The following is a 23,261-nucleotide window of genomic DNA, read 5'->3' as shown; positions in this document are numbered from 1 at the left end:
TTTTCAAAAATCCCATAACTCTTGCCTAGAGGTGGTTACTCCTATTGCTCCAGCCTCTAATGCTCTTACAACATCTTCTTTTTCACGAATAAGCCCGCCAGCTATAATAGGAATACCCGTTCTTTCATACACTTCTTCTATGAAATGCGGCATGACTCCTGGAAGGACTTCTATATAATCAGGCTTTGTTGTTTCTAACAATTTATAGCTTGTCTCCAACGCAATGGAGTCCAATAAGAATAAACGTTGAACAGCGATAATTGAATGCTTTTTTGCCGTCAATACGACATTTTTCCTCGTTGAGATAATGCCAGCAGGCTTGATATCCTGACAAATAAATTGAGTCGCATATTCATCTGTTTTTAATCCTTGAACTAAATCAACGTGCATAAAAACCTTTTTCCCTGCTTTATTTGCTAATTGAATCAAACTTTTCAACTGTCCTATATGACTATTCAATAAGATAATGACTTCAAACTTGCTCTTTAATAACTTTTCAAATTCCTTTATCGTCCTTGCAGCAGGGAATATTTTTTGATCGATAAAATGTTGCGAAGACACTTGCACCAACTCCTAATAATAGCATATTTGCCTATTAAACCAATTAAGATGTCTATTGTCAAAGGGATTTAACCCAAAGGTTTGTTTTTTCCTTGGCGACAACCCTACTTCTAAAAAAAGGTTGCCTCTTAGATTTGTTACTAAGAGACAACCTTTCTATTTATTAACCTGGAACAGACATATCTAAGTCTTCTATTCTTCTTTCAACATATTTCGTATCTTTTCTTGCGTTGTAACGGTCTGCTTTTTCTACTTTTACTGTAACATTGTAATCTGGTATTTTTGCTAGTTTTTCATATCTTCCTTTTGGCAACAAGAAGTTTCCTTCTGGGAAATGAACACCTAAATTACCTTTTGAAATATCGGCGTATTTAGCCTTTCCTTGGAAGACACCAAAGCTATTATGAATGACAATTCCTTCCCCTTCAGCGATGCTTAGTCCATGGGCGTCTTCTGCATTAATAAGGACATCATATCGCTCAGCATTATTAAAGGGGTCCGTTTCTTTGTAAACCATTGAGTTAAATTGCTTACCGCGACGAGTCGTAAGGACAAATTGCCCTTCCTTCTTACCCATATCAGGAATGTCAACAGGAAGCAGGTTTCCTTTTCCATCTGGAGTAGGACAGATCCCGTCTTCACAAAGCCATGCTCCTCCCCATTGGAACACATCACCTTGTTTCTTTAAATGTTGAACTCCTTCGTAATTTGGGTTCGCAATCGCTATCTCATCACGAATTTCTTGCCCTGTTTTAAAATCTACTAAATGAGCAGAATCCGGCTTCACTCGCTTAGCAAAATCGACGTAAATCTTCCACTCTGAACGTGCTTCTTGGATATGATTTTTATTTCCTTCAATTTCTGGTGAGAAATAGACCATTCGCTCTGTTGATGTAGAAGTACCGCCTCCATCTTGCTCGTAACGAGTTTTTGCCGGAAGAACAATGACAGCTTCTTTTGCATCTACGAGAGTTGAAGTGTTTAAGATAATATCTTGGTGAACTCGAATTTCTAATTCAGCTAATGCCTTTTCAATAAAATTCGGATCAGGCATCGTCTCTAAGAAGTTTCCACCTGACATATAGTATAGTTTTACTTTACGTTCATGGTCTTCTGGAAGAACGATGTTTTCTAATGTAATCCCAACAACATCCCCTTGCCATCTCGGAATGTTAAATCCCCATATCTTTTCCATGCGAGCGATATTGTCTTCAACAAAATCTCCACCTGGTAATACGAATGGATCTGCCCCCATTTCACCAGACCCTTGAACAGAAGAGTGACCACGGAACGGCATTAACCCATTGTATTTGCGTCCTATGTGTCCACGAAGAAGAGCAAGATTGGCTACTTGAGAAATATTATCTGATGCAAATGCATGCATCGTTAACCCTAATGCCCACGCATATACCGCATTTTTGCTATTCGCTAATAGCTCTGATAACTCAATAATTCTTTCTTTCGTAATTCCTGATGACTTAATAATGTCATCCCATGATTGAGCGACGACATGTGCTTTTAATTCCTCATAAGAATTCACATGTTCCTGAATGAATTCATGATTAATAGCTGAACCATGGACAGCCTCTTCCATCTCAAACCAATGCTTCATAATCCCTTGCATAAAGGCGATATCTCCACCAATATTCACTTGATAGAAATCATCAGCAAGCTTCGTTCCAAATAACGCTGATTCTGCATTTGATGGCACCCAGTATTTATCCATCGCTGGCTCTTTATAAGGGTTAATAACGATAATCTTTGCCCCACGTTTTTTCGCCTCTAGCATATATTTTGTTGAGACTGGTGATGCATTCGATGCGACACTTCCCCAGAATAAGAGAACATCTGCTCCAAACCAATCTTGATAATTACAAGTAGATGCACCGACTCCAATAGAGCGTTTTAACGCGGTTTTACTCGGTGAATGACAAATGCGGCTTGCATTATCGATGTTGTTTGCACCTAAGAACCGTGCTACTTTTGCAGCAACATAATACGATTCATTTGTGATACCTCTTGATGTTAAGTAAAACGCATATTGTCTTGGATTTAATTGCTTCATCTTGTCAGCAATCATATCCATTGCTTCATCCCACGTTAAACGAGAAAATTTCCGCTCTCCTTTGCGGCGAATAAGAGGATAAGGAATCCGGCCTAATTTTCTCAATTCTGTACTGTCATACTTTCTTAATTCGTCAATATCCGCATGTAGTATTTCTTCTTTAATAGCCGGTGCTGTATTTAATCTAAGTACATTGAGTCTTGTTGTACACATATGAGGGCCTTTTAACGTCTGATCAAACATTCCTGAAACGCCTAATGCACAGCCATCACAAACACCTTTTGTTAAAATTCTCGTTGCATATCCAATATTATCTTTATTATCCCAAGCAATTTTCATTGAATCACGAATATGTTTTGGCTTCACTTTTCCAAGACCAAACGGAATTGGACTTACCCAATGTTTCGGTTGAAGTGCTTTTGTTGCTTTTATCGGTCCTTGATGTTTTGTTTTTCCCATGATCACTCACTCCCCCAAATACTAATTACTTAATCTCTATGGCCATCTCAATAAAAAAACCACCGTACTACCCCAATTTATTAGTGGTATGGACGGTGGTTAAGTCTTCTGCAGGATCGCTACTAAGTACCAAACCAAAATTATTTTTTTGAGAATTTCTCTTCTATGTCTTCATCAAATACAAAAATCGATATCCCAAAGTCTTTTTCAATATCAATATCTACAAATAGGTCTATGAATTTACACTGCAAGAACTCTTCCATCTCAGAAGGAGGATTTTTCCGATACATATCTTTGACCATTTCTGTTCTTGCAGCTCGCAGCATTTGCTTTCCTTCATCTGCTGTTGCGATAAACTTCTCAACAGGCGAGAGATTGCCTTCCATCTCACATATTGCCCATTTTTTGCAAAACGTTGTACTTATTTTGCTTGGACCTTTACCCATATGCTTCTTCCTGAAGGAACGTACTAAATTACTAAATTCCGCTTCATATTTGTTCATTTCCTGTACCCTCATTTTCTTTTACTAAAAGAGTAGTTCGAGTATCTTTAAATGTCAAATAGGTTAACTAGCTAAATTCCTTACTTCGTTCTTTTCTTTTAATTGCTTAATATCAATACGGATCACAAGAGAAACAATCAATGCTGCAATAAACATAAATCCAAAAATATAAAGAGTACCCGCATAACTATCAGTTGTTTCACGAATCCAAGATGCTAGGATTGGTCCAACTAGTCCAGCTAATGCCCATGCAGTTAAAATATAACCGTGAATGGCACCAAGCTGCTTTGTCCCAAACAGATCTCCAATATAGGCTGGGATTGCTGCAAATCCACCACCATAACAAGTAAGAATTAAGAACAATACTGCTTGGAATAAAATTGCATGTGTAATACTAGGTAGAGCAAAGAACGTTACAATCTGGATGATAAAAAATGCTGTATAGACATTTGCACGGCCTAAGTAGTCTGATACAGATGCCCAACCAATACGTCCTAAACCATTAAATACCCCCATTACACCGACCATTGTTGCTGCTGCAGCTGCTGACAGACCCGCTATTTCTTGAGCCATCGGTGAGGCAACAGATAATATGGCAATTCCGCAAGTTACGTTAATAAATAACATCACCCATAAATACCAAAATCTTCTTGTTTTCACCGCTTCATTTGCTGTCAATTGCGAAAGATCAGATTTAATTTTCTTTCCGTCGCTTTGTACATTTTCCATATAGCCAACAGGCGGTCTTTCAATGTAAAGAGCCGATGCTAACATAATGATAAAATAAATAATACCTAACGTGAAAAACGTATTAGCAATTCCAACTGAACCAATTAAGCTTGCCATAATTGGACTAGCTATCATAGCAGAAAAACCAAATCCCATAATCGCAAGCCCTGTTGCTAACCCACGACGATCTGGAAACCATTTAACAAGTGTCGATACAGGTGTAATATAACCAACACCAAGACCAATTCCACCAAGTGCTCCGTATGTGAAATATAAAAGCCCAATGGACTCTATGTTAATGGCAAAACCAGCTCCGACTAATCCAACACCAAAGAATGTTGCTGCCACTATCCCCGACTTTCTCGGGCCATACTTTTCAACAAAATGTCCCATAAAGGCTGCTGATAAACCTAAAAACACAATTGCAATACTAAATGTTAAGGAAACAGCACTTAAATCCCAGCCAAGTTGCTCTCTAATCGGGTTAGTAAAAACACTCCATGCATAAACAGACCCTATCGAAATATGAATTCCAACGGCAGCTAATGCAATTAACCATCGATTCTTCAATTTCCCCTTCGTTTCTCCCATTTTGTTCACTCCTTTTCCTTCCAACTAAACACAAAAAAATCGACGTAACTCTCTTAAAGGAAAAAAAGATTCCTTAAAAAAGCACGACGATTAGTCTCAAGCAGGTTTCGCTACTTTATACCAATAGTAATCGCTTACAACTACTGCTCACTTAATACCGAAGACAGGGTCGCTATCTCGATCATTAAATGTTACAGATTTATGAATGCAAATAAATCATAACTTGTTTTCAAAAAAAATTCAATATATTTATATTGTAAATTTATAGATTATATGATTGATTTTTTATTCGAAGTCTTGTCAGTTTCAAGAGAATGTGTTTATATTTGATACGTTACTATTTTCTAACATACAAAGGGGGTTATTTGCTTGACTGATTCACTTAGCTCAATTAGATCCATTACCAAGTATAGTCATCATCTTTTTTCTAGAGTAGAAGATGATATCGTAATCGAGTTCCCTCTGACTATTTATATAAATAACGAAGAATTTGCTACAATGGTTTGTAGCCCAAGCAATTTGGAAGAATTGGTCATCGGTTTCTTAGCATCTGAAGGTGTAATTCACTTTAAAAAAGAAATAAAGGAAATGTCTATTGATCAAGAACGTGGTTTTGCCTACGTCCAATTACATACTACTGAAATTAAGAACCAGCAGTTTTTTTCTAAACGTTTCATTGGATCCTGCTGCGGCAAAAGCCGACAATTTTATTTTCAGAATGACGTGCGCACAGCAAAAACATCGATGACATCAACAACGGTTACAGCTGAACAGTGTATTGATCTAATGAAAAAAATGCAAGATACTAGTGTTGTATTTAAAAATACAGGCGGGGTTCATAATGCAGCTCTCTGCACGGCCCATGAGCTCATTATTAGCCGCTCAGACATCGGAAGACATAACGCACTTGATAAGCTTTATGGTTATTCACTATTAAACGGAATCTCTGTCAGAGACAAAATTCTTGTATTTAGTGGTCGGATTTCATCAGAAATATTAACAAAAGCCGCTAAAATCGGGGTCGGGATCGTCTTATCAAAGTCAGCCCCTACCGATTTAGCGATACAGCTTGCAGAAGACTTAAATATAACAGCTGTGGGATTTATTAGAGGGTCATCCTTTAATATTTATTCACATCCCAAACGGATTGTTCTTGAAAGTAAGTAAACTAAAGGAAGGAGGAATTGTATGAGCTCTTGTAAACTAGATCACCCTTTAGAAGATGTTCTTTCTAAATTAGATTCCCAAAAATCTTTTTTGCCTGCTGAGCTATTTGAAAAATGTCAAACGTTCTTAGCTACGAACCCAACTCAGCTTGAGTTAAACGAATTATTTCACTTGTTAAAGAAATACGACCTAGCTTCCGAAGAAGAACAGCTCACTCGCAATGAAGCGATTGCTAACTTACTGAAAGCATAAGAAAAAACCCCTGACTCTTAATGGATCAGGGGTTTTCACAATTACTCAACCTCCACTAACAGGTGGAATAAAAGCAATCACATCTCCATCTTTAACTACTTCGTTTTCATCGGCGTAGCTTTCGTTTATCGCTATCATCGTATTTTCAAGTGCTGTTAAATTGTACTGTTTTTGTAGCCAAGACTTGACTTCATTTACCGTTACACCTGCTTTATCAACCTCGACTTGATCTGTACCTGCTTCTTCTTGAAGTTCAGCAAATAATAAAATTTTAATCATTTTCTTCCCCCTTAATACTGGGTTTCCCTTCTGGATAAGCGGTCTGTTCTAGCTGATCGCCAACCCATTTCGTACCATCCTCCCAAAACTCTTTCTTCCATATTGGGACAATTTGCTTGATTCGCTCCATCGCATATTCATTTGCTTCGTAAGCTGCTTTACGGTGAGGGGTGGAAACAGCAATAATAACAGCAATCTCAGATATATCCAACGTCCCGACACGGTGTGTAATCGCAATCGTTGAACCTGGCCACTTATCACGAACTTCTTGACCAATTTGTTCTAACATTTTTATCGCCATAGGTTTATAAGCTTGATACTCTAACTTTAACGTTCGTTTTCCATGTGTTAACTCTCTTACTGTTCCGATAAACGTTGCAATGGCACCGCATTCTCTTCTAGTCACCTTTTCCACTACTTCTTCAATCGATAGTGGCGTATCTTTGATATCAAATAGTTGACTCATGTTTATCACTCAATTTCTGTAATATATATTCGATAGATTTTGACGTATCATCCACGTGAAAGGTTGGAAATGTTTGTTGGTAATCTGGTAGGGGCTCCCACGTAATCGCACAGACGATATTGCTTGCCTGCAACAATTCAATATCCTTATCACTACGAAGGATCACAACTTTTGGATAGTGCTCTTTTTTAAACCCTTCTACCAATATAATATCAGGTGAAAAGCTTTCGTATAATTTCACCATTTTTTCTAGAGACCAAGTTTGATTCTTTATATGAATCTGTAATGAGCCTCCTCCTTCAACTGCGGTAATTTCAGCTCCTGCCCCTTGATGACGCTCACTATCCTTAAGCTCACTCTCATTTTTTTGGGGACTTGCATGACCATGGTGCTTAATGGTTGCTACCTTTAATCCCGCGTTCCTGTATCTATTAATTAGTGCTTCCATTAAAGTTGTTTTTCCGCTATTCTGATAGCCAACTACCTGTAAGATGGGACAATATTGTTCCAAGGCCATTCACTCCCTTGATGATCCTCAAGTAACAATACATCAACAGACATCCCTTTTTCATATCCTCTTGTTCCTCCAGGTAATAGCAACAAGCAATCAGCTCCACCTAATGAGCTTACGATTCCCGATTTATCAACACCAGAAGGAGAAGCAACTAATTTCCCTTCGATAAAATCTATTTTTGCTCGAACCAGCCGCATAAAAGGGTTTGGTTTTGGAAAATCAGTTCCTAAAGCAGCGTTCACTTTTTGAAGATGTGGATATGTATTATATAACGATCTTCGTAACATTGGTCGGACAAATAACTCAAATCCAACATAACAAGCTGACGGGTTCCCAGATAAACCATATACCATTTTTCCATCAACACTTGCAACAGTTGTTACACTTCCAGGCCTCATCGCTACTTTATTAAAGAGAACGGTAGCTCCTAACTCTTTTAAAATTGCTGGTACATAGTCATAATCTCCTACAGAGACTCCACCTGTTGTTATTAACATATCGACTTCCGACAGAGCTTCTTTCGTTGCAGTTAAACAAGCGGCAAAATCATCGTTCAACTTCCCGAAATATATGGCTTGTCCACCAGCTCTCTCAATTTGGGCCATAATCATATATGCATTTGAATTCCTAATTTTTCCTGGAGCGAGTGGTTCATCAACGTTAAGTAGCTCACTTCCTGTTGCGATTACACCGATAACTGGCTTTTTTGCAACAGCAACTTGATCGTAACCAAACGTTGCAAGTAAAGCAACTATACCTGGATTAATTTGCGTGCCCTTTTTTACTAACACTGTTCCCTCTTTTGTGTCTTCCCCTTGATAAGAGATATTATCTCCTTTTTTAAACAAACGTTTGATTAGTATTTTGTTATCACTAATTTCTTTTGTTAATTCAAGCATAACTACAGCATCGCACCCGTTTGGAATCGGAGCCCCTGTCATAATTCTCACAACCTGAAATGGTTTGACTTCCCCTTCAAAGACATAACCTGCGCCAATTTCCCCAATAACATCAAATTCAATTGGATTGTTCGAGTTTGCTTCGTTCGTATCTTCAGATCGAATAGCAAAGCCATCATACGGAGAACGATCGAACGCTGGTACATCATGAGACGCTAGTAAATCTTCTGCCAAAAACCTTCCATAACTGTCTTCTATGTTAACCGTCTCAAACTTCGGATTCACTTCTTGTTCCATTACTCTTTTTACTGCTTCTTCAACTTGGATCGGCTTTCGCTTTTCTACCACAGCACTCACTCCATTTTTAAATATTTCGAAAATACTATTTGTATCATTCCAAACATCATTGAAAAATGGGGTTATCCCAAAAGGTATGATTTTAACCTTTGGAATAACCCCGAAGCAATGGGCGAAGTCGCTACATCTTTTAAAAGCTTTTAGAGGAGTCGTTTCCCCTCTCAAAGGAGAGTAGCTAACGGAGCCATTGCCACCTAGTTACTGACATTTCACTATTCTATTCTACCCACCAATATAGGACATTTCAATTTTCTTTCGGTTTTTTACCGTTTCTTCCGTCCGGCCTTCTGAATATTTATCTGTACGAGACTGCCAAATCTCTGTGATTCTTGACTCTATTTCTCTGTCTGATGCACCCGTCCGAATAAGAGATCGTAAGTCATATCCACTCTCAGCAAATAAACAAGTATAGAGCTTTCCATCAGCTGAAATTCTGGCACGTGTACAATTTCCACAAAAAGTATCTGAAACAGATGAAATAATTCCAATCTCAGTATCTGTCCCTTTATACCGATACCTTGTTGCGACTTCACCTAAATAGTCTCTTTCCACTTCTTCAAGTGGAGCAATCGTTGAAACTTTTTCTAGTAATTCCTTTTTTGTTACAACTTGAGAGAAATCCCAGCCATTTGTTTGACCCACATCCATAAATTCAATAAAGCGTAACGGAATATCTCTATCTTTACAGTAACGAGCTAATCTAACAACTTCCCCTTCATTTACCCCTTTTTTTACTACCATGTTAATTTTCACTTGAAGCCCTGCTTCTAATGCTGCATCAATGCCTTTTAAGACGACTGCTGACGTCACTTTTCTACCATTCATTTCTTGAAAAATTTCAGTTGTAAGTGCATCTAAGCTGACGTTCACACGCATCAGCCCTGCTTCTTTAAGTAATCTTGCCTGTTTTACTAGATGGACTCCATTTGTCGTCAAAGCGATATCCTCAATCCCATTGATTACAGATAGTCTCTTAATTAATTCAGGTACATTTTTTCGAAGCAATGGTTCTCCGCCTGTTAAGCGAATTTTCTTAACTCCTAACTTGGTAAACTGTAGAACCAATCGTTCAATTTCATCAAAGGAGAGCAGTTCTTCTTCTCTCATAAATACATAATCCTCGCCGAATACTTCTTGCGGCATACAGTAGGAACAGCGGAAATTACATTTGTCCATAATTGATATGCGCAAATCTTGTAATGGTCGCAAGTATTTGTCGCTAACATGCTTGATTTCCATGTCTATTCCTCCTCTTTTTCCTCATCCATTTCGGCGAATTATTGGTTGATGCTAAAAAAACTGTTACTATTAATTAAGGTATAATAAATCATTCTAACATAAAAAAGGAAGGTGAATAACTTCTATGCATAATATAAATACTTCCAAAAGTATAAATGTTGCGATCTTAACGATTTCAGACACGAGAAATAAAGAGGATGACCGCAGTGGCCAAACCATTCACTCACTTTTACAATCTAAAAACCATACAATTGTTGAGTATCAAATCGTTAAAGATGAACTCCATATCATTCAAGATGTAGTACAAACGTGGACGGAAAATAACGAAATCCAAGCTATTATCCTAAACGGAGGAACTGGTTTTTCTCCACGAGATGTTACATATGAAGCCGTATCTCAAACTTTAGATAAGCAGATGGACGGGTTCGGTGAATTATTTCGCATGTTAAGCTATGAAGAAATCGGGCCAAAAGCTTTATTTAGTAGAGCTGTTGCTGGAAGTAAGCAATCTACTGCTATTTATGCCTTGCCTGGGTCAACAAATGCTGTGAAACTAGCTATGGAAAAATTAATTTTACCGACAATGCCTCATTTTGCTGAAGAATTGGTAAAGAAATGAGGATTGCAGGTGTAGTCCTAGCTGGTGGACAATCTTCACGTTACGGAAAGCCGAAAATGTTTGAACGTTTTAACGGTCTTCCTTTTTATCTCCATAGTACAAATGCACTTAAATCTAGTGGCGTTGATTCGGTTTATATAATTACAAATCCGTCTCTTTCTGAACAATTCGATGCAAATGCTACACTACTTATTGAGAAAAAGCAGCACAACGGTCCATTATATGCGTTGACTTTTGCCATGCAGTCCATTCAAGATGTTGATTGGTATGTTGTTCTAGCTGCAGACATCCCTTTTATCTCTAAAGATATCATCGATTCATTACTGAATTATGCAATCGGCTCATCTTATGATGCCATCGTTCCAGTTACAGGGGACAAGAAACAGCCTCTGATTGCCATGTATCATCGTCGATGTTTGCCTTTGGCAGAAGAGCTAATTGATAATAACCGAAAAAGTATGCAACCATTGCTGCAAAAAGCAAAAGTAAACTATTTACACTTCCCTAGTACACAACGTGAATTTACGAATATTAACTATGAAAGTGAATGGCAAATAGAAACAGATAAGGAGAGCAATAATATGAGTGAATTTTCACATTGGAATGAGAAAGGCCGTCCGAAGATGGTTGATATTTCTCAAAAAGATCAAACAAAACGAACCGCTGTTGCACAGAGCACCATCCTTCTAAAAAAAGAGCTATATGAAGCTATTCAAAATTCACAAATAAAAAAAGGAGACCCTCTTCAAGTTGCACAAATTGCTGGGATTATGGCAGCAAAAAAAACACCTGATATTATTCCGATGTGCCACCCTATTCAAATTACAGGAGTTGACTTCCAGTTTGAATACAAGGAGGCGACAGATGGGTATGAATTAATCATCCAAGCTGAAGTCTCTTGTAAAGGAAATACTGGTGTAGAAATGGAAGCATTAACAGCTGTATCTGCGGCAGCATTAACTTTCTACGACATGTGTAAAGCAGTAGATAAAAGCATGATCATCAAAGACACCTTCCTCCTAAGCAAAACAGGCGGAAAAAACGGCGATTACACCTTCGGGAAATAATTTCTGGGGGTCTGACCCTTTTCTTCCTAATATAAAAATATATTAATGTGATGTTATACTAAACAAGTAAATTAAGAGTACCACTTCTAACCATTATATACTGTGATACTCATCACAAGTATCCAAAGGGGCCTGCGTTGGTTCTACCCTAAAACTGTAACGAAGTTCGACTAGATAGATCAATTAAAATCATTGTATAATAGACCTTTATAGCCCTTACATATTAGTACGACAGACTATTTATACTGAGCTGAGAAAAAACTAGCTAGTACTGGAGTGAACATATACTTTGGAAAAAAAGAAAGCTTTACCTGTTCTATTTGCAGTAATGTTTCTTGTCATGGTTGGCTTTGGAATTATTATTCCTGTAATGCCTTTCTATGCTGAAGAAATCGGAGCTACCCCTACACAATTAGGTTTGTTAATGGCAGTCTATTCATTTATGCAACTTCTATTTGCCCCAATGTGGGGACGAGTCTCAGACCAAATTGGTAGAAAACCCGTCATCATGATTGGTATTTTCGGCCTGGCTCTTTCCTTTTTCTTATTAGCTGTATCATCTACACTCTGGATGCTTTTTGCAGCAAGAATTATTGGAGGATTCTTCTCTGCTGCTAATATGCCTACAGTGATGGCGTATGTTGCTGATATTACATCAGAAGAAGACCGCGGGAAAGGAATGGGGATCATAGGTGCTTCTATCGGTCTAGGATTTATTTTTGGACCTGCCATCGGTGGCGTCTTCTCGCAAACGAATTTAAGTATGCCATTTTATTTAGCCGGTTCTTTATCTATTATTACGTTTCTATTCGTATTCATTGTTTTAAAAGAATCATTAACATCAGAACAGCGTAACAAACAATTACGTGAAAGGACTCCGCTACGGGCTGCCTTGAAAGGTCCTGTTTCCATTCTTTTTATTTTGCAATGGTTTGTCTCTTTGTCACTAGCTGGACTTGAAGCGACTTTTGCTTACTTTGCTTATGAAAGAGCAAATTTAGGTGCAGTGGAGTTAGGATATATCTTTATGATCCTGGGGTTAGCAGGTGCACTAGTTCAAGGAGGCCTAGTTGGAAGACTAACGAAGAAATACGGAGAGGGATCGGTTATACAAATTGGAATTATCATTTCAGCAATCGGCTTCGGTTTAATTTTATTAATTGATAGCTTTTTAACTGCTGCTATTTATTTGACCGTGTTTGGTGTAGGAAATGGCTTAATACGTCCAAGTGTTTCCTCTTTACTAACAAAGGCCTCTCCAACAGGCTATGGTCGTACGACAGGACTCTTGTCTTCATTTGACTCTCTCGGTCGAATTATCGGCCCACCGCTTGGCGGCTGGCTCTTCACCGTAACGATTGGCTTGCCTTATATCCTAGGAATTGCACTATCGATCTTCGCTTTTGTTTTATATCGAATTTACAAAGCAAAAGCAAACAACCCTGTCCCAGGCACTTAAGAAAAGTCGCGTAGCGGCCTTTTCTATTATAAAAAGGGTCTGACCCCTCTTTACTACACTAAAGAGGGGTCTGACCCTTTTTCTTTCTTTTTTCTTAATAAGGATCCGATGGATGGCTTTTATCTTGTGCATCTTGAACGGCTTCTTCTGTTTTTGTTGTGCCAATTGGACCAGACTCTGCTGATTCCATCTCTTTCATCTTCGCTTCAATCCCGTCAGCGACTCTCTTTCCATACTCAGGATCAGCTTGTGTGAAATTCTCGATCATTTGATCACGAATTTCCTTTCTACATGGAGCTAATGTATTCACTAAATTTTTAATAAGCTCATCACGTTCAAAGTCAGAGAGTCTCCGATATGTTTCACCAGCTTGTCCGAAGTTATTTGTACGCTCAATGGATTCACGCTTCAATTCCCCTTCAACATAAGGCGTATGCTCTTTTCCTGGGTTTTTTGCTTCTTTTAACCCACCAATTGTGGATGGCTCATAATTTACGTGAGGATTTTGATTTTTTCCTTGGTCCACTTTATATTCCATTTGGCCATCACGTTGATTTGTCGCCACATGCTTCTTCGGTGAGTTAATTGGAAGTTGCAAATAATTTGTTCCTACACGATAACGTTGAGTATCCGAGTAAGAGAACGTTCTTCCTTGTAAAAGTTTATCATCAGAGAAATCAAGCCCATCTACGAGTACACCAGTTCCAAATGCAGCTTGCTCTACTTCTGCATAATAATTTTCCGGATTTTTATTAAGCACCATTTTTCCTACTGCTTGCCAAGGGACATCTTCTTTGTACCAAAGCTTCGTAGGATAAAGTGGATCATAATCAAGCTCAGGATGATCATCATCACTTAAAATTTGGACAAAAAGCTCCCACTCAGGATAATCTCCACTTTCAATCGCTTTATATAAATCTTGTGTTGCATGGTTAAAGTTCTTGGACTGAATCTCGTCTGCTTCTTCCTGCGTTAAGTTTTTAATACCTTGCTTAGGTTCCCAATGGTATTTTACAAGGAATCCTTCTCCCACTTTGTTCACCCATTTATATGTATTTACTCCAGAGCCTTGCATCATGCGATAGTTCGCTGGAATACCCCAAGGTGAAAATAAGAAAGTGACCATATGAGTAGCTTCAGGGGTATTGGAGACAAAATCGAAAATTCGTTCACCATCTTGAATATTCGTTACTGGATCTGGCTTAAAAGCATGTACTAAATCTGGAAACTTTAAAGGGTCACGAATAAAGAAGATCTTTAAGTTATTACCAACTAAGTCCCAGTTCCCATCTTCTGTATAAAACTTTACCGCAAACCCTCTTGGATCACGTAGTGTTTCGGGTGAATGTCCACCATGAATAACAGAAGAAAAACGGACAAACACAGGCGTTTGCTTTCCTTTTTCTTGGAATACCTTCGCTCTTGTATATTTTGAAACTGGCTCATCGCCAACCGTACCATATGATTCAAAATATCCATGCGCCCCCGCCCCACATGCGTGTACAACACGCTCTGGAACACGTTCTCTATCAAAATGACTTATTTTCTCTAAAAAATCATAATTCTCTAATGTCGTCGGTCCACGATTACCTACCGTACGAACATTTTGATTGTTCGTAACAGGATGTCCCTGCCTATTTGTTAACGTGTCTTCCGTTTCAATCATTCCTGTTATTTCGTTTTCGTCTTTCAATGTATTCCCTCCTTTTGGCGTTCAATTACCAATATGTTAAAAACTATCCAAAACAAAAAACAGAACTTTCATTAAAAAAGAGCAAACATGAACCAATGAAGGATCACGTTTGCTCTTATTGACTAATAGGTTTAGCATAAATAATATAACGATCTGGTGCTGCCCCCACAAAGTTAAATGGATAGCAAGTCGACAATGTGAGAATCTCATTAGGCGCTGTTCGGCGTATAACGGTACGATCATCTGCATCAACAATTTCCGATTCGTACATTTCATAAACAAATTCACCATAAGGCATTTTCAAGACAAATTGATCTCCGTTTTCTAATTTTCCAAAGTCTCGGAATACCGTATCACGATGTCCAGAAAGTAGAATTTGATCATTTTCACCAGGAAAAGCGGTAGTCGTAAAATGTCCTACTCCTCGGCTTAATTCCTCTTCATCTGTACCAGATATTATTGGGATTTCCTTTTCCAAGCGAGGAATGTACAACGCTCCAATCACATCCCCATCCTCAACCTTCATATCACTTGCACTCTTCATTTTTCCCTTCGGTTCTGCTAGAATTTTTTTTGCTTCTGCCATAGACTCATTCTGCTTTGTATAGCTTTGATATAATTCATATCCTCCGAATGCTAGAAATCCGATTCCTAGAAGGATAATGATACGCGCGATTACTTTCATATTAAGACGCTCCCTTACTTTCTTAATAACTCTATTATTAAAAAGTATATCTAGATTCAAGTGACAAGTACAATAGAAAAATCCTCCCTGCCTTGTTAGTCAGAGAGGTATCCTATTTTCAAAACTAGAACCATTTATTTTCTATTATCAAAAAAGATTAAACTAATACTTGCGCCAGTTAGCATATTCCTTATTCAATAACTGTTTTCTAGCAAAAGCATGTGCTGAAATAATCAATTTCTCAATGATGCCTGTGCTTCGGGCAAGAATTCGTACTATTACTCCATTCCCTGGAAGAGCGGACAATCCAAAGCATCGTTCAGAATTCGTATCATCTTCTTGCAAGTGCTCATATAAACGATCAATAAAACCTTTATCTACAGCATGATGTAAGATCAGTAACATTCCAACATGCGTATAGCCGTCCATTTGCAGTAAACCGTTCATTTCAGCGTCTGGCTCCAACATTAAATGATCAAACAAAACAAGCTTTTCTTTGTGATAGACCTTCAACTTAGAACGAATCCAATCATAACGAAAGAGGCTTCCATCTTTCGCCCATCCTGGTGTAATAATATCACTGTAAAAGAAACTAGCATCGTCATCAATATAGACGGTCGTCTCCTGAATAAACCGTGCCTGTTCATAAGCAATTAACGGGTCAGGCATGTATTCAAGAACACTTCCTTTTCCTAATGTAATATTCGTTACTTGAACAACTGGTTCATTCGGTGTCTTATACACCTTTGTGTGTGATTGAGTTGTAACTGCTAGTTCTGCTTCTTCTTCTACAGAAATGTTCGTTACATATCGATCCCCGTCTACATAACCTCCTCCTACATGAATGAGGTAAACAGACGGTGAATTCATATCAAGGTAAACCGGACGTGTAATCTTTAAGGCACCTTCGTAATAGCAGTCAGAAAGGATTGTTCGTAGAGCCTTTTTTTGGGCTGTCAGCTCTAGTAATCCGGTATAACTCATGATTCCAGACCAATAAGAAGAGCTTGCTTTTTAATCCAATCTACAACTTCGTCTAAACCTGTTCCATCTTTTAAATTCGTAAAAACAAACGGCTTATTTCCACGTGCTGCGATCGTATCTCGTTCCATAACTTCCAAGCTTGCACCTACATACGGAGCTAAATCTGTTTTATTAATTACAAATAAATCAGATTTAATCATCCCCTGTCCACCTTTACGCGGAATCTTTTCTCCTTGTGCAACATCGATAATGTAAATTGAAAAATCAACTAATTCCGGGCTGAACGTAGCTGCTAGATTGTCACCGCCGCTTTCAACAAAGATCAATTCTAGATCCGGATGCTTTTCTTTTAATTCATCGATAGCCGCAAAGTTCATCGAAGCATCTTCGCGGATCGCTGTATGTGGGCACCCACCTGTTTCTACCCCAACAACACGATCTTCTGGCAATACACCATTTTTCATCAGGAATTTAGCGTCTTCCTTTGTGTAAATATCATTCGTTACAACTGCCATGCTTAATTCATTGTCTAAAGCACGGGTTAACTTTTCTACAAGCATTGTTTTTCCTGCTCCAACAGGACCTCCAACTCCAATTCTTACTGGTTCCATATGTATCCTCTCCTTAGGTTATTTTTATGACATAAACAAGCGCACATGTAAGCGCTCATGACGCATTTGTGCTATTTCTAGCCCAGGACTAATCGCCCCTAAATCCTCTTCTACTAATGTGAAAATTCTTACTACAGCCTTGTCTATTAGAGGCTGTATTTCTACTAAAATCTTCTGACCATCTGTCTGTCCAAGCGGAATGCCACGAACTGCATTTTGAACTAATGAGGAAACAGCCGTAAACAAATACGTTTTAACAACCGTTTCTATTGATATTTCCAAATGATGGGCAACTGCTGCAAATACGAAAGCAGAATGTCCATATGCTTTCTTTTCCTTAATCTGCTGCAAATATTTTTGAAGATCCGATGATGGATAAAGTTCGTAACACAGCTTTGCCATCCGTTCCCCGATTCTTTGGTTTCCAAGCCTTGTCTCCTCTGCAAGACTAGAAGCATATAATAGATGATCAAGCTCAAAAAACTTGTCCAATTCTTTTTGCTCGAGCGCCTCATAGGCAAGTCTGCAAGCAAGACCATCAACAAAGGTGAGCTGCTTGCGAATATAAACAGATATTGCTTGACTAAAGCCTTGTTTATCTGTAATTATCTGACCTTGAATATAGGTCTCTAATCCAAAGGAATGTGAAAATGCTCCTGATGGAAAATTGGAATCACTTAATTGTAAAAGTGGTAGCAGCTTAGTCATGACTATGTCCAATATGACGAAATGCCTGTTTGACCTTTCGCTTTTCTCGTTTATGAGGGATCGACAATTGCTGAAGTAACTCTTCAACTAAGTAGTCGTATTGGACGAGCATTTCATCCCCTTCGAATTGAGCAGGCATGTGACGGTTTCCAAGCTGGTGAGCGATCTCCCCCATTTGTTGAATCGAGGTTGGCATAATCGTTAACAGATCATCTTCTTTGACCGAGACAACAATCATGTTTTTTTCATCCATATACAACACATCACCGTCTATTAATTCACGGTTTTCTTTTAATCGAATGCCAATCTCTTTGCCGTGATCAGTTGTAACCCTTTGAATTCTTTTTACTAGGTCATCACTTTCCAAATACACTCGCTCTACATGTGGAGCTCTCTTCTCCATTGTTGCAACATTTCCCACTATACTTTCAATAATCATATTTCCCCCACCTTTAAAATAAGAAATAGCGCTGTGCCATCGGAACTTCCTTTGATGGTTCACACGTAATTAATTCGCCGTCAACTTTTACTTCATACGTTTGCGGATCAACCTCAATTTCTGGCGTTTCTCCGTTTAACACCATCGATTTTTTCGTTAAGTTACGAACGCCGGAAATAGGCTTAACGATTTTTTGCAGACTAAGCTCTTCTTTAATTCCCGCTTCATACGCTGCCTTTGACACAAAGGTCATTGCTGCTTTGTATTTGGCTTTTCCGTTAGTTCCGAACATTGGACGATACAAGATTGGCTGCGGCGTTGGAATACTTGCGTTTGGATCGCCCATAATACTGTGAGCGATGATTCCGCCTTTTAAAATAATATCTGGCTTCACACCGAAAAACGCAGGATCCCAAACGATTAAATCGGCAAACTTGCCAACTTCAACTGAACCAACATAGTCAGAGATTCCGTGTACGATCGCAGGATTAATCGTATATTTTGCAATATAGCGTTTCACTCGATTGTTGTCTCCTACTCCTTCGTCTCCCTCGAGCTTTCCACGTTGTCTTTTCATTTTATCGGCTGTCTGCCAAGTTCGGCTTATCACTTCACCGACACGCCCCATCGCTTGTGAATCTGACGAGATCATACTAAACACACCTAAGTCATGAAGAATATCCTCTGCAGCAATCGTTTCTTTACGAATTCGCGAATCTGCAAAAGCAATATCCTCTGGAACACTTGGGTCTAAATGATGACAAACCATTAACATATCTAAATGTTCTTCCAATGTGTTAATGGTAAAAGGACGAGTTGGATTCGTCGATGAAGGTAAAATATTAGGAAAGCTAGCTGCTTTAATAATATCCGGTGCGTGTCCTCCTCCTGCTCCTTCCGTATGATACGTATGGATAACACGTCCATTGATGGCCGCTAATGTGTCCTCGACAAATCCACCTTCATTTAGTGTATCTGTATGAATCGCTACCTGGACATCATACTCATCTGCTACCGTTAAGCATGTATCAATTGCCGCTGCTGTTGTACCCCAATCCTCATGAAGCTTCAGACCGACAGCTCCAGCTTCAACCTGCTCACTTATCGCCTTCTTTCCAGACGCATTTCCCTTCCCTAAGAAGCCTAAATTCATTGGGAATTCTTCTGCCGCCTCGAGCATTCGATGAATATTCCATTTCCCAGGTGTACAAGTTGTTGCTTTCGAACCTGTTGCCGGACCAGTTCCTCCACCAATCATCGTTGTCAGACCTGACTGAAGAGCCGTATCAATTTGTTGTGGACATATAAAGTGCACATGAGCGTCTATTCCTCCAGCTGTTACAATCTGACCCTCAGCGGCAATGACCTCCGTAGAAGCACCTACAACAATATCAATATTATCCATGAGTAATGGATTTCCTGCTTTGCCAATTGCAGCGATTAAACCATCCTTTATCCCAATATCTGCTTTGTAAATTCCCGTATAGTCAACAATCGTCGCATTCGTTAACACTAAGTCAACACTTTCATCTCTTGTCGCAAGGGGGTGCTGTCCCATTCCATCACGGATGACCTTGCCTCCGCCGAACTTCACTTCATCCCCATACGTCGTATAATCCTTTTCAATTTCTATGAATAACTCCGTATCAGCTAAACGAATGGCATCTCCAACTGTCGGACCAAACATATCCGCATATTGCTTTCTTGACATGTGAAAACTCATTCATTCCCCTCCTTCTTAACTGATCCATTTACTCGGTTATTTAAACCATATATCCTTTGTTCTCCTGAAAAAGAAACAAGTTCAACTTCCTTCTCATCACCTGGTTCAAAACGGACAGCTGTACCCGCTGGAATATTTAAATGCATTCCTAATGTTTCTTTCCGATCAAACTTTAAAAAACTATTCACCTCAAAGAAGTGAAAATGAGAACCTACTTGCACAGGTCGATCTCCTTGGTTTAACACCTTAATCGTCATTGACTTTTTATGTTCATTACAAATAACGGGGTTATTCTTTAATATGTACTCTCCTGGAATCATGTTCCTCCCCTCCTATTACCGAATTGGATTATGTACAGTAACTAGCTTCGTTCCATCAGGAAATGTTGCCTCAACTTGAATATCCGAAATCATTTCAGGAATACCTTCCATGACATCTTCTCTTGTCAAAATAGTGGTCCCATACTGCATTAACTGAGCGACGGTTTGTCCATCTCTTGCTCCCTCTAATACTTCATATGTAATAATAGCCGTTGCTTCTGGGTAGTTCAGCTTCAATCCCCTTTTTTGACGACGACGTGCCAAATCAGCAGCGACTACTATCATCAGCTTCTCCATCTCTCGAGACGTTAGTTTCATCCCCTACCATCCTTTCTTCTCAATTGTAGAAGTTTTTTTAATATCGCTATATAATTACAAAATTCACCAATAGTTATACTATAATCGGTAGAATAGTAGCTAAGGATCACTAGGATTTAGCTACTTGTTCATTATTGGTTCAATTCCTGATAAGTTAAGCTTGCTCAGATTCTTTTTTTCTTTGAATACTCAACCATGGACGCTGCCCAAGTCCAGGCCGCAATGATCGAAGCACTCGCCAGAGCAACACCAACACTTCTGCCTGCCGTACTAAATTGTTCAGCTGTCATCTCCGTCTTTCTATGACGCTGCATAATAATAGTAAGACTCGTAAAAAACACTCCAAAAAATAGCAAAATCAGATATCCAGTACTAACTGTTAACATATTCTCTCCCTCATCTTTTATTAAATAGTTTACTAGTTGCAAAGTGTTACTTTTGTACTTTTTAACCCATTCAGAACTAATAAATTATTTAATTTGTTCAATGAGGTTAGTATACGAGTGTTTCTTTCACATTTCAGCCAATCTGTTAGGTTTCCTGACATACCATTTACAAAAATCGGAAATTCTCTTCTGCTGCATATTCAAAAAGCTTATATAAACAAGTAAAAAAGCATCCTATTATTTAAATTTTGAACACGTTAATTTCAATTGTTATTATTTCTAACAACTTAAGTGACCTTTAATGACAAAATTAAACTATAATGAGCAGCTTAAATATCCGTTAATTCTATTTCCCAATACAAATCTACAACTATAAGCTAAAAAAAAGCAATTAGGCATCCCTATTGTTTACCGCAATTAACCATTTTTTACGGACAAACAATAAAATTGCTTATTGCTTAACTAGTTTAGAAGACTATTTTAATAAAACATATAGAAGCGTTTATTCGAGTAGCAAGTACTCTAAGTTTTTAGTAAAGCAACCGAATACTTACTCTCATACAAATTCCAATTTATATAGTTGAGTAAAATGAAATAGCATAACGACGTTAAGTTGATTTGCATTCTTCTTTTATGGCAAATTAAGGGATGGTAAAATGGTTACCCTAAAAGTTTATATATTTTCAACACTATTTTAAAACATAGCCTTAATTGTTTTATGAACAATTATAGAAAAAAGCCGATATTTCTTTTCCTAACACTTGGTAGATCAACTTTTTCTATTACTTGTAAAGGAATACGACTACATGTACACAATCATAAAAGGTTCATTCTAATATTTTCCCATTGGAACTGTAGATAAGGAGTCTAGCCGATTATATTATAGCCTGAATCTACATAAATAATTTCACCCGTAACTCCTCTTGATAGATTACTAAGCATTGCGATTGTCATATCGCCCACCTCTTCTTTTGTTACATTTCTTTTTAAAGGTGCAGATTCTTCAACTTTATGAAGTATTTCATTAAAAGAACCAACTCCCTTAGCAGCAAGTGTTCGAATTGCTCCAGCAGAAATAGCATTAACACGAATATTCTCTTTTCCTAAGTCTAATGCCAGGTATTTTACCGATGATTCAAGAGCTGCTTTGGCTACAGGAGCATTATTTTGGGGAATTGGTGGCACGGTTTCAAAAAGGCTTTTTCAAGAGTTTGAAATTGGTGTAGATTGGCTTGTGACGACTAGGCTACTCATAGCTGGCTTTTTACTCTTAGCAGTTCATTTTTTTCGAAATGACCGTTCCCAAATAATCGGTGTTTGGAAAACTAGAAGGATAGCTATTCAATTAATAATCTTCGGGTTACTCGGTATGCTTGCAGTTCAATACACATATATGGCTTCCATTAAACATGGTAACGCAGCTGTTGCAACGTTATTACAATATTTAGCACCTGTAATGATTATCGTTTACTTGATTTTCCGCAAACAAGCTGTTCTAACACGAAGAGATTTGTTGACTGTTTCGCTCGCTTTAGTTGGGTGCTTTTTCTTATTAACAAACGGCTCAATCACTCAATTATCAGTACCAACACCAGCAATCATTTGGGGTGTTTTATCCGGAGTAGCTTTAGCATTTTATACCTTATATGCCATTCCTTTATTGAAACAATACGATTCCCTTGTCATTGTTGGTTGGGCTATGATTATCGGTAGTTTTGCGCTAAGTTTTGTTCATCCACCTTGGCAAATGGACTTTACATCCTTAACAGTGGAAGCTTATCTATACTTAGTATTCGTTATCATTTTTGGTACAATGATTGCATTTTGGTTTTATATAGAAAGTTTGCAAAGTCTAGTTGCTAAAGAATCCAGCCTTCTAGGAAGTACTGAGCCATTAGCAGCTGTATTTACCACCGTCTTTTGGTTAATAGAACCCTTTGGAACTTTTCAATGGTTTGGTACAACTTGTATCATTCTAATGATTTTTGTATTGGCTTTGAATAAAGATTCTTCTTCAAGCACAAATAAATTTCTAAAAATGAAAAGCCCCTTAGAATTAGCTAGTTTTACTAAGAGGGCTTTATTTCTCTAATGATGCTAGTATAGTTTCATGGACACAACTTAGTTAAGTTTCTATAGATTTGTTACACTATATAGAAGAAAGGTTG

The 23,261-nt window shown here is 38.2% G+C and carries 25 protein-coding genes and 2 pseudogenes; 7 read left to right on the top strand and 20 right to left on the bottom strand.

Annotated elements, in window-relative coordinates:
• Positions 1-3: 3 nt before the first annotated feature.
• The 4 genes from SAY88_RS21315 to SAY88_RS21300 form a co-directional block, all read right to left on the bottom strand.
• The gene (locus tag SAY88_RS21315) at positions 4-561 is read right to left on the bottom strand and encodes a glycerol-3-phosphate responsive antiterminator (protein ID WP_332634176.1); all 558 of its coding nucleotides are present in this window, start codon (positions 559-561) and stop codon (positions 4-6) included.
• A 163-nt stretch (positions 562-724) separates the two neighbouring features.
• Positions 725-3,085 (bottom strand): FdhF/YdeP family oxidoreductase, encoded by a 2,361-nt coding sequence (locus tag SAY88_RS21310; protein WP_332634175.1) that lies wholly within the window; start codon positions 3,083-3,085, stop codon positions 725-727.
• 140 nt (positions 3,086-3,225) lie between these two features.
• On the bottom strand, positions 3,226-3,588 hold the full coding sequence (locus tag SAY88_RS21305) for a Na-translocating system protein MpsC family protein (RefSeq protein ID WP_332634173.1): 363 nt from the start codon (positions 3,586-3,588) through the stop codon (positions 3,226-3,228).
• Positions 3,589-3,651: 63 nt separating this feature from the next.
• Positions 3,652-4,908: an L-lactate MFS transporter gene (locus SAY88_RS21300; protein ID WP_332634172.1), complete on the bottom strand. Its 1,257-nt coding sequence runs from the start codon at positions 4,906-4,908 to the stop codon at positions 3,652-3,654.
• 369 nt (positions 4,909-5,277) lie between these two features.
• On the opposite strand from SAY88_RS21300, the gene fdhD reads away from it, so the two are divergent.
• Together fdhD and SAY88_RS21290 are read left to right on the top strand one after the other, a co-directional pair.
• On the top strand, positions 5,278-6,075 hold the full coding sequence (fdhD, locus tag SAY88_RS21295; RefSeq protein WP_332634170.1) for a formate dehydrogenase accessory sulfurtransferase FdhD: 798 nt from the start codon (positions 5,278-5,280) through the stop codon (positions 6,073-6,075).
• 21 nt (positions 6,076-6,096) lie between these two features.
• A complete protein-coding gene (locus tag SAY88_RS21290; RefSeq protein ID WP_332634169.1) occupies positions 6,097-6,327 on the top strand; it encodes a hypothetical protein in 231 nt (76 codons plus the stop codon).
• 45 nt (positions 6,328-6,372) lie between these two features.
• On the opposite strand, the gene moaD is transcribed toward SAY88_RS21290, so the two are convergent.
• The 5 genes from moaD to moaA all read right to left on the bottom strand — a co-directional run bounded on the left by moaD (position 6,373) and on the right by moaA (position 10,081).
• The gene (gene moaD, locus SAY88_RS21285) at positions 6,373-6,606 is read right to left on the bottom strand and encodes a molybdopterin converting factor subunit 1 (protein ID WP_332634168.1); all 234 of its coding nucleotides are present in this window, start codon (positions 6,604-6,606) and stop codon (positions 6,373-6,375) included.
• Complete coding sequence (locus SAY88_RS21280; RefSeq protein ID WP_332634166.1) at positions 6,599-7,072, bottom strand: molybdenum cofactor biosynthesis protein MoaE; 474 nt, start codon at positions 7,070-7,072, stop codon at positions 6,599-6,601. Before SAY88_RS21280 ends, moaD begins: the two co-directional genes overlap by 8 nt.
• On the bottom strand, positions 7,056-7,589 hold the full coding sequence (mobB, locus tag SAY88_RS21275) for a molybdopterin-guanine dinucleotide biosynthesis protein B (RefSeq protein ID WP_332634165.1): 534 nt from the start codon (positions 7,587-7,589) through the stop codon (positions 7,056-7,058). Before mobB ends, SAY88_RS21280 begins: the two co-directional genes overlap by 17 nt.
• Positions 7,553-8,833: a molybdopterin molybdotransferase MoeA gene (locus SAY88_RS21270; RefSeq protein WP_332634164.1), complete on the bottom strand. Its 1,281-nt coding sequence runs from the start codon at positions 8,831-8,833 to the stop codon at positions 7,553-7,555. Before SAY88_RS21270 ends, mobB begins: the two co-directional genes overlap by 37 nt.
• Before the next feature lie 231 nt (positions 8,834-9,064).
• Positions 9,065-10,081 carry a GTP 3',8-cyclase MoaA gene (gene moaA / locus SAY88_RS21265; protein WP_431308904.1) on the bottom strand — a complete coding sequence of 339 codons (1,017 nt, stop codon included), beginning with the start codon at positions 10,079-10,081 and terminating at the stop codon, positions 9,065-9,067.
• A 124-nt stretch (positions 10,082-10,205) separates the two neighbouring features.
• Here moaA and SAY88_RS21260 point away from each other — a divergent pair, with 124 nt between their 5' ends.
• The 4 genes and pseudogenes from SAY88_RS21260 (at position 10,206) to SAY88_RS21245 (ending at position 13,226) form a co-directional block, all read left to right on the top strand.
• Positions 10,206-10,700: a MogA/MoaB family molybdenum cofactor biosynthesis protein gene (locus tag SAY88_RS21260; RefSeq protein ID WP_332634163.1), complete on the top strand. Its 495-nt coding sequence runs from the start codon at positions 10,206-10,208 to the stop codon at positions 10,698-10,700.
• Positions 10,697-11,161, top strand: a pseudogene (locus tag SAY88_RS21255) (molybdenum cofactor guanylyltransferase); the annotation flags it as partial. The gene SAY88_RS21260 and the pseudogene SAY88_RS21255, both read left to right, overlap by 4 nt.
• A 120-nt stretch (positions 11,162-11,281) precedes the next feature.
• Positions 11,282-11,767, top strand: coding sequence for a cyclic pyranopterin monophosphate synthase MoaC (moaC, locus tag SAY88_RS21250; protein WP_332634196.1), 486 nt, complete (start codon positions 11,282-11,284; stop codon positions 11,765-11,767).
• 289 nt (positions 11,768-12,056) lie between these two features.
• Complete coding sequence (locus SAY88_RS21245) at positions 12,057-13,226, top strand: MFS transporter (RefSeq protein ID WP_332634161.1); 1,170 nt, start codon at positions 12,057-12,059, stop codon at positions 13,224-13,226.
• Positions 13,227-13,320: 94 nt separating this feature from the next.
• Here SAY88_RS21245 and katX read toward each other — a convergent pair whose 3' ends face one another.
• The 11 genes and pseudogenes from katX to SAY88_RS21190 all read right to left on the bottom strand — a co-directional run.
• Positions 13,321-14,892: a catalase KatX gene (katX, locus tag SAY88_RS21240; RefSeq protein ID WP_332634194.1), complete on the bottom strand. Its 1,572-nt coding sequence runs from the start codon at positions 14,890-14,892 to the stop codon at positions 13,321-13,323.
• 142 nt (positions 14,893-15,034) lie between these two features.
• On the bottom strand, positions 15,035-15,604 hold the full coding sequence (locus SAY88_RS21235; protein ID WP_332634160.1) for a class D sortase: 570 nt from the start codon (positions 15,602-15,604) through the stop codon (positions 15,035-15,037).
• Positions 15,605-15,766: 162 nt separating this feature from the next.
• Positions 15,767-16,588, bottom strand: coding sequence for an urease accessory protein UreD (locus tag SAY88_RS21230; RefSeq protein ID WP_332634159.1), 822 nt, complete (start codon positions 16,586-16,588; stop codon positions 15,767-15,769).
• Positions 16,585-17,199, bottom strand: a complete 615-nt coding sequence (gene ureG, locus SAY88_RS21225) for an urease accessory protein UreG (protein ID WP_332634158.1) — start codon at positions 17,197-17,199, stop codon at positions 16,585-16,587. The genes SAY88_RS21230 and ureG overlap by 4 nt, the downstream gene beginning before the upstream one ends.
• A 24-nt stretch (positions 17,200-17,223) precedes the next feature.
• Positions 17,224-17,907: an urease accessory protein UreF gene (locus SAY88_RS21220; protein ID WP_332634157.1), complete on the bottom strand. Its 684-nt coding sequence runs from the start codon at positions 17,905-17,907 to the stop codon at positions 17,224-17,226.
• Positions 17,900-18,346: an urease accessory protein UreE gene (gene ureE, locus SAY88_RS21215; RefSeq protein ID WP_250098386.1), complete on the bottom strand. Its 447-nt coding sequence runs from the start codon at positions 18,344-18,346 to the stop codon at positions 17,900-17,902. The genes SAY88_RS21220 and ureE overlap by 8 nt, the downstream gene beginning before the upstream one ends.
• A 13-nt stretch (positions 18,347-18,359) precedes the next feature.
• The gene (ureC, locus tag SAY88_RS21210) at positions 18,360-20,069 is read right to left on the bottom strand and encodes an urease subunit alpha (protein ID WP_332634155.1); all 1,710 of its coding nucleotides are present in this window, start codon (positions 20,067-20,069) and stop codon (positions 18,360-18,362) included.
• The gene (locus tag SAY88_RS21205) at positions 20,066-20,389 is read right to left on the bottom strand and encodes an urease subunit beta (protein WP_332634154.1); all 324 of its coding nucleotides are present in this window, start codon (positions 20,387-20,389) and stop codon (positions 20,066-20,068) included. Before SAY88_RS21205 ends, ureC begins: the two co-directional genes overlap by 4 nt.
• 15 nt (positions 20,390-20,404) lie before the next feature.
• Positions 20,405-20,707: an urease subunit gamma gene (locus SAY88_RS21200; protein WP_250098383.1), complete on the bottom strand. Its 303-nt coding sequence runs from the start codon at positions 20,705-20,707 to the stop codon at positions 20,405-20,407.
• A 164-nt stretch (positions 20,708-20,871) separates the two neighbouring features.
• Positions 20,872-21,135, bottom strand: a complete 264-nt coding sequence (locus tag SAY88_RS21195) for a hypothetical protein (RefSeq protein WP_332634153.1) — start codon at positions 21,133-21,135, stop codon at positions 20,872-20,874.
• Between the two features lie 825 nt (positions 21,136-21,960).
• Positions 21,961-22,248, bottom strand: a pseudogene (locus SAY88_RS21190) (SDR family oxidoreductase); the annotation flags it as partial.
• Here SAY88_RS21190 and SAY88_RS21185 point away from each other — a divergent pair.
• Positions 22,241-23,185, top strand: coding sequence for an EamA family transporter (locus SAY88_RS21185; protein WP_332634151.1), 945 nt, complete (start codon positions 22,241-22,243; stop codon positions 23,183-23,185). The pseudogene SAY88_RS21190 and the gene SAY88_RS21185 sit on opposite strands and share 8 nt — an antisense overlap.
• Positions 23,186-23,261 lie beyond the last annotated feature (76 nt).

Source organism: Halalkalibacter flavus (genome assembly GCF_036663575.1).
Taxonomy (GTDB): Bacteria; Bacillota; Bacilli; order Bacillales; family Bacillaceae_D; genus Halalkalibacter; species Halalkalibacter flavus.
The sequence above is the reverse complement of the archived record's forward strand: the minus strand, read 5'-3'. Positions and strand labels throughout refer to the sequence as shown.

Coding starts and splice junctions, on each gene's coding strand:
- SAY88_RS21310 (WP_332634175.1), bottom strand. CDS start 3,085: ATGGGAAAAACAAAACATCAAGGACCGATAAAAGCAACAAAAGCACTT.
- SAY88_RS21305 (WP_332634173.1), bottom strand. CDS start 3,588: ATGAACAAATATGAAGCGGAATTTAGTAATTTAGTACGTTCCTTCAGG.
- SAY88_RS21300 (WP_332634172.1), bottom strand. CDS start 4,908: ATGGGAGAAACGAAGGGGAAATTGAAGAATCGATGGTTAATTGCATTA.
- SAY88_RS21290 (WP_332634169.1), top strand. CDS start 6,097: ATGAGCTCTTGTAAACTAGATCACCCTTTAGAAGATGTTCTTTCTAAA.
- moaD (WP_332634168.1), bottom strand. CDS start 6,606: ATGATTAAAATTTTATTATTTGCTGAACTTCAAGAAGAAGCAGGTACA.
- SAY88_RS21280 (WP_332634166.1), bottom strand. CDS start 7,072: ATGAGTCAACTATTTGATATCAAAGATACGCCACTATCGATTGAAGAA.
- mobB (WP_332634165.1), bottom strand. CDS start 7,589: ATGGCCTTGGAACAATATTGTCCCATCTTACAGGTAGTTGGCTATCAG.
- moaA (WP_431308904.1), bottom strand. CDS start 10,081: ATGGAAATCAAGCATGTTAGCGACAAATACTTGCGACCATTACAAGAT.
- SAY88_RS21260 (WP_332634163.1), top strand. CDS start 10,206: ATGCATAATATAAATACTTCCAAAAGTATAAATGTTGCGATCTTAACG.
- moaC (WP_332634196.1), top strand. CDS start 11,282: ATGAGTGAATTTTCACATTGGAATGAGAAAGGCCGTCCGAAGATGGTT.
- katX (WP_332634194.1), bottom strand. CDS start 14,892: ATGATTGAAACGGAAGACACGTTAACAAATAGGCAGGGACATCCTGTT.
- SAY88_RS21235 (WP_332634160.1), bottom strand. CDS start 15,604: ATGAAAGTAATCGCGCGTATCATTATCCTTCTAGGAATCGGATTTCTA.
- SAY88_RS21230 (WP_332634159.1), bottom strand. CDS start 16,588: ATGAGTTATACCGGATTACTAGAGCTGACAGCCCAAAAAAAGGCTCTA.
- ureG (WP_332634158.1), bottom strand. CDS start 17,199: ATGGAACCAGTAAGAATTGGAGTTGGAGGTCCTGTTGGAGCAGGAAAA.
- SAY88_RS21220 (WP_332634157.1), bottom strand. CDS start 17,907: ATGACTAAGCTGCTACCACTTTTACAATTAAGTGATTCCAATTTTCCA.
- ureE (WP_250098386.1), bottom strand. CDS start 18,346: ATGATTATTGAAAGTATAGTGGGAAATGTTGCAACAATGGAGAAGAGA.
- ureC (WP_332634155.1), bottom strand. CDS start 20,069: ATGAGTTTTCACATGTCAAGAAAGCAATATGCGGATATGTTTGGTCCG.
- SAY88_RS21205 (WP_332634154.1), bottom strand. CDS start 20,389: ATGATTCCAGGAGAGTACATATTAAAGAATAACCCCGTTATTTGTAAT.
- SAY88_RS21200 (WP_250098383.1), bottom strand. CDS start 20,707: ATGAAACTAACGTCTCGAGAGATGGAGAAGCTGATGATAGTAGTCGCT.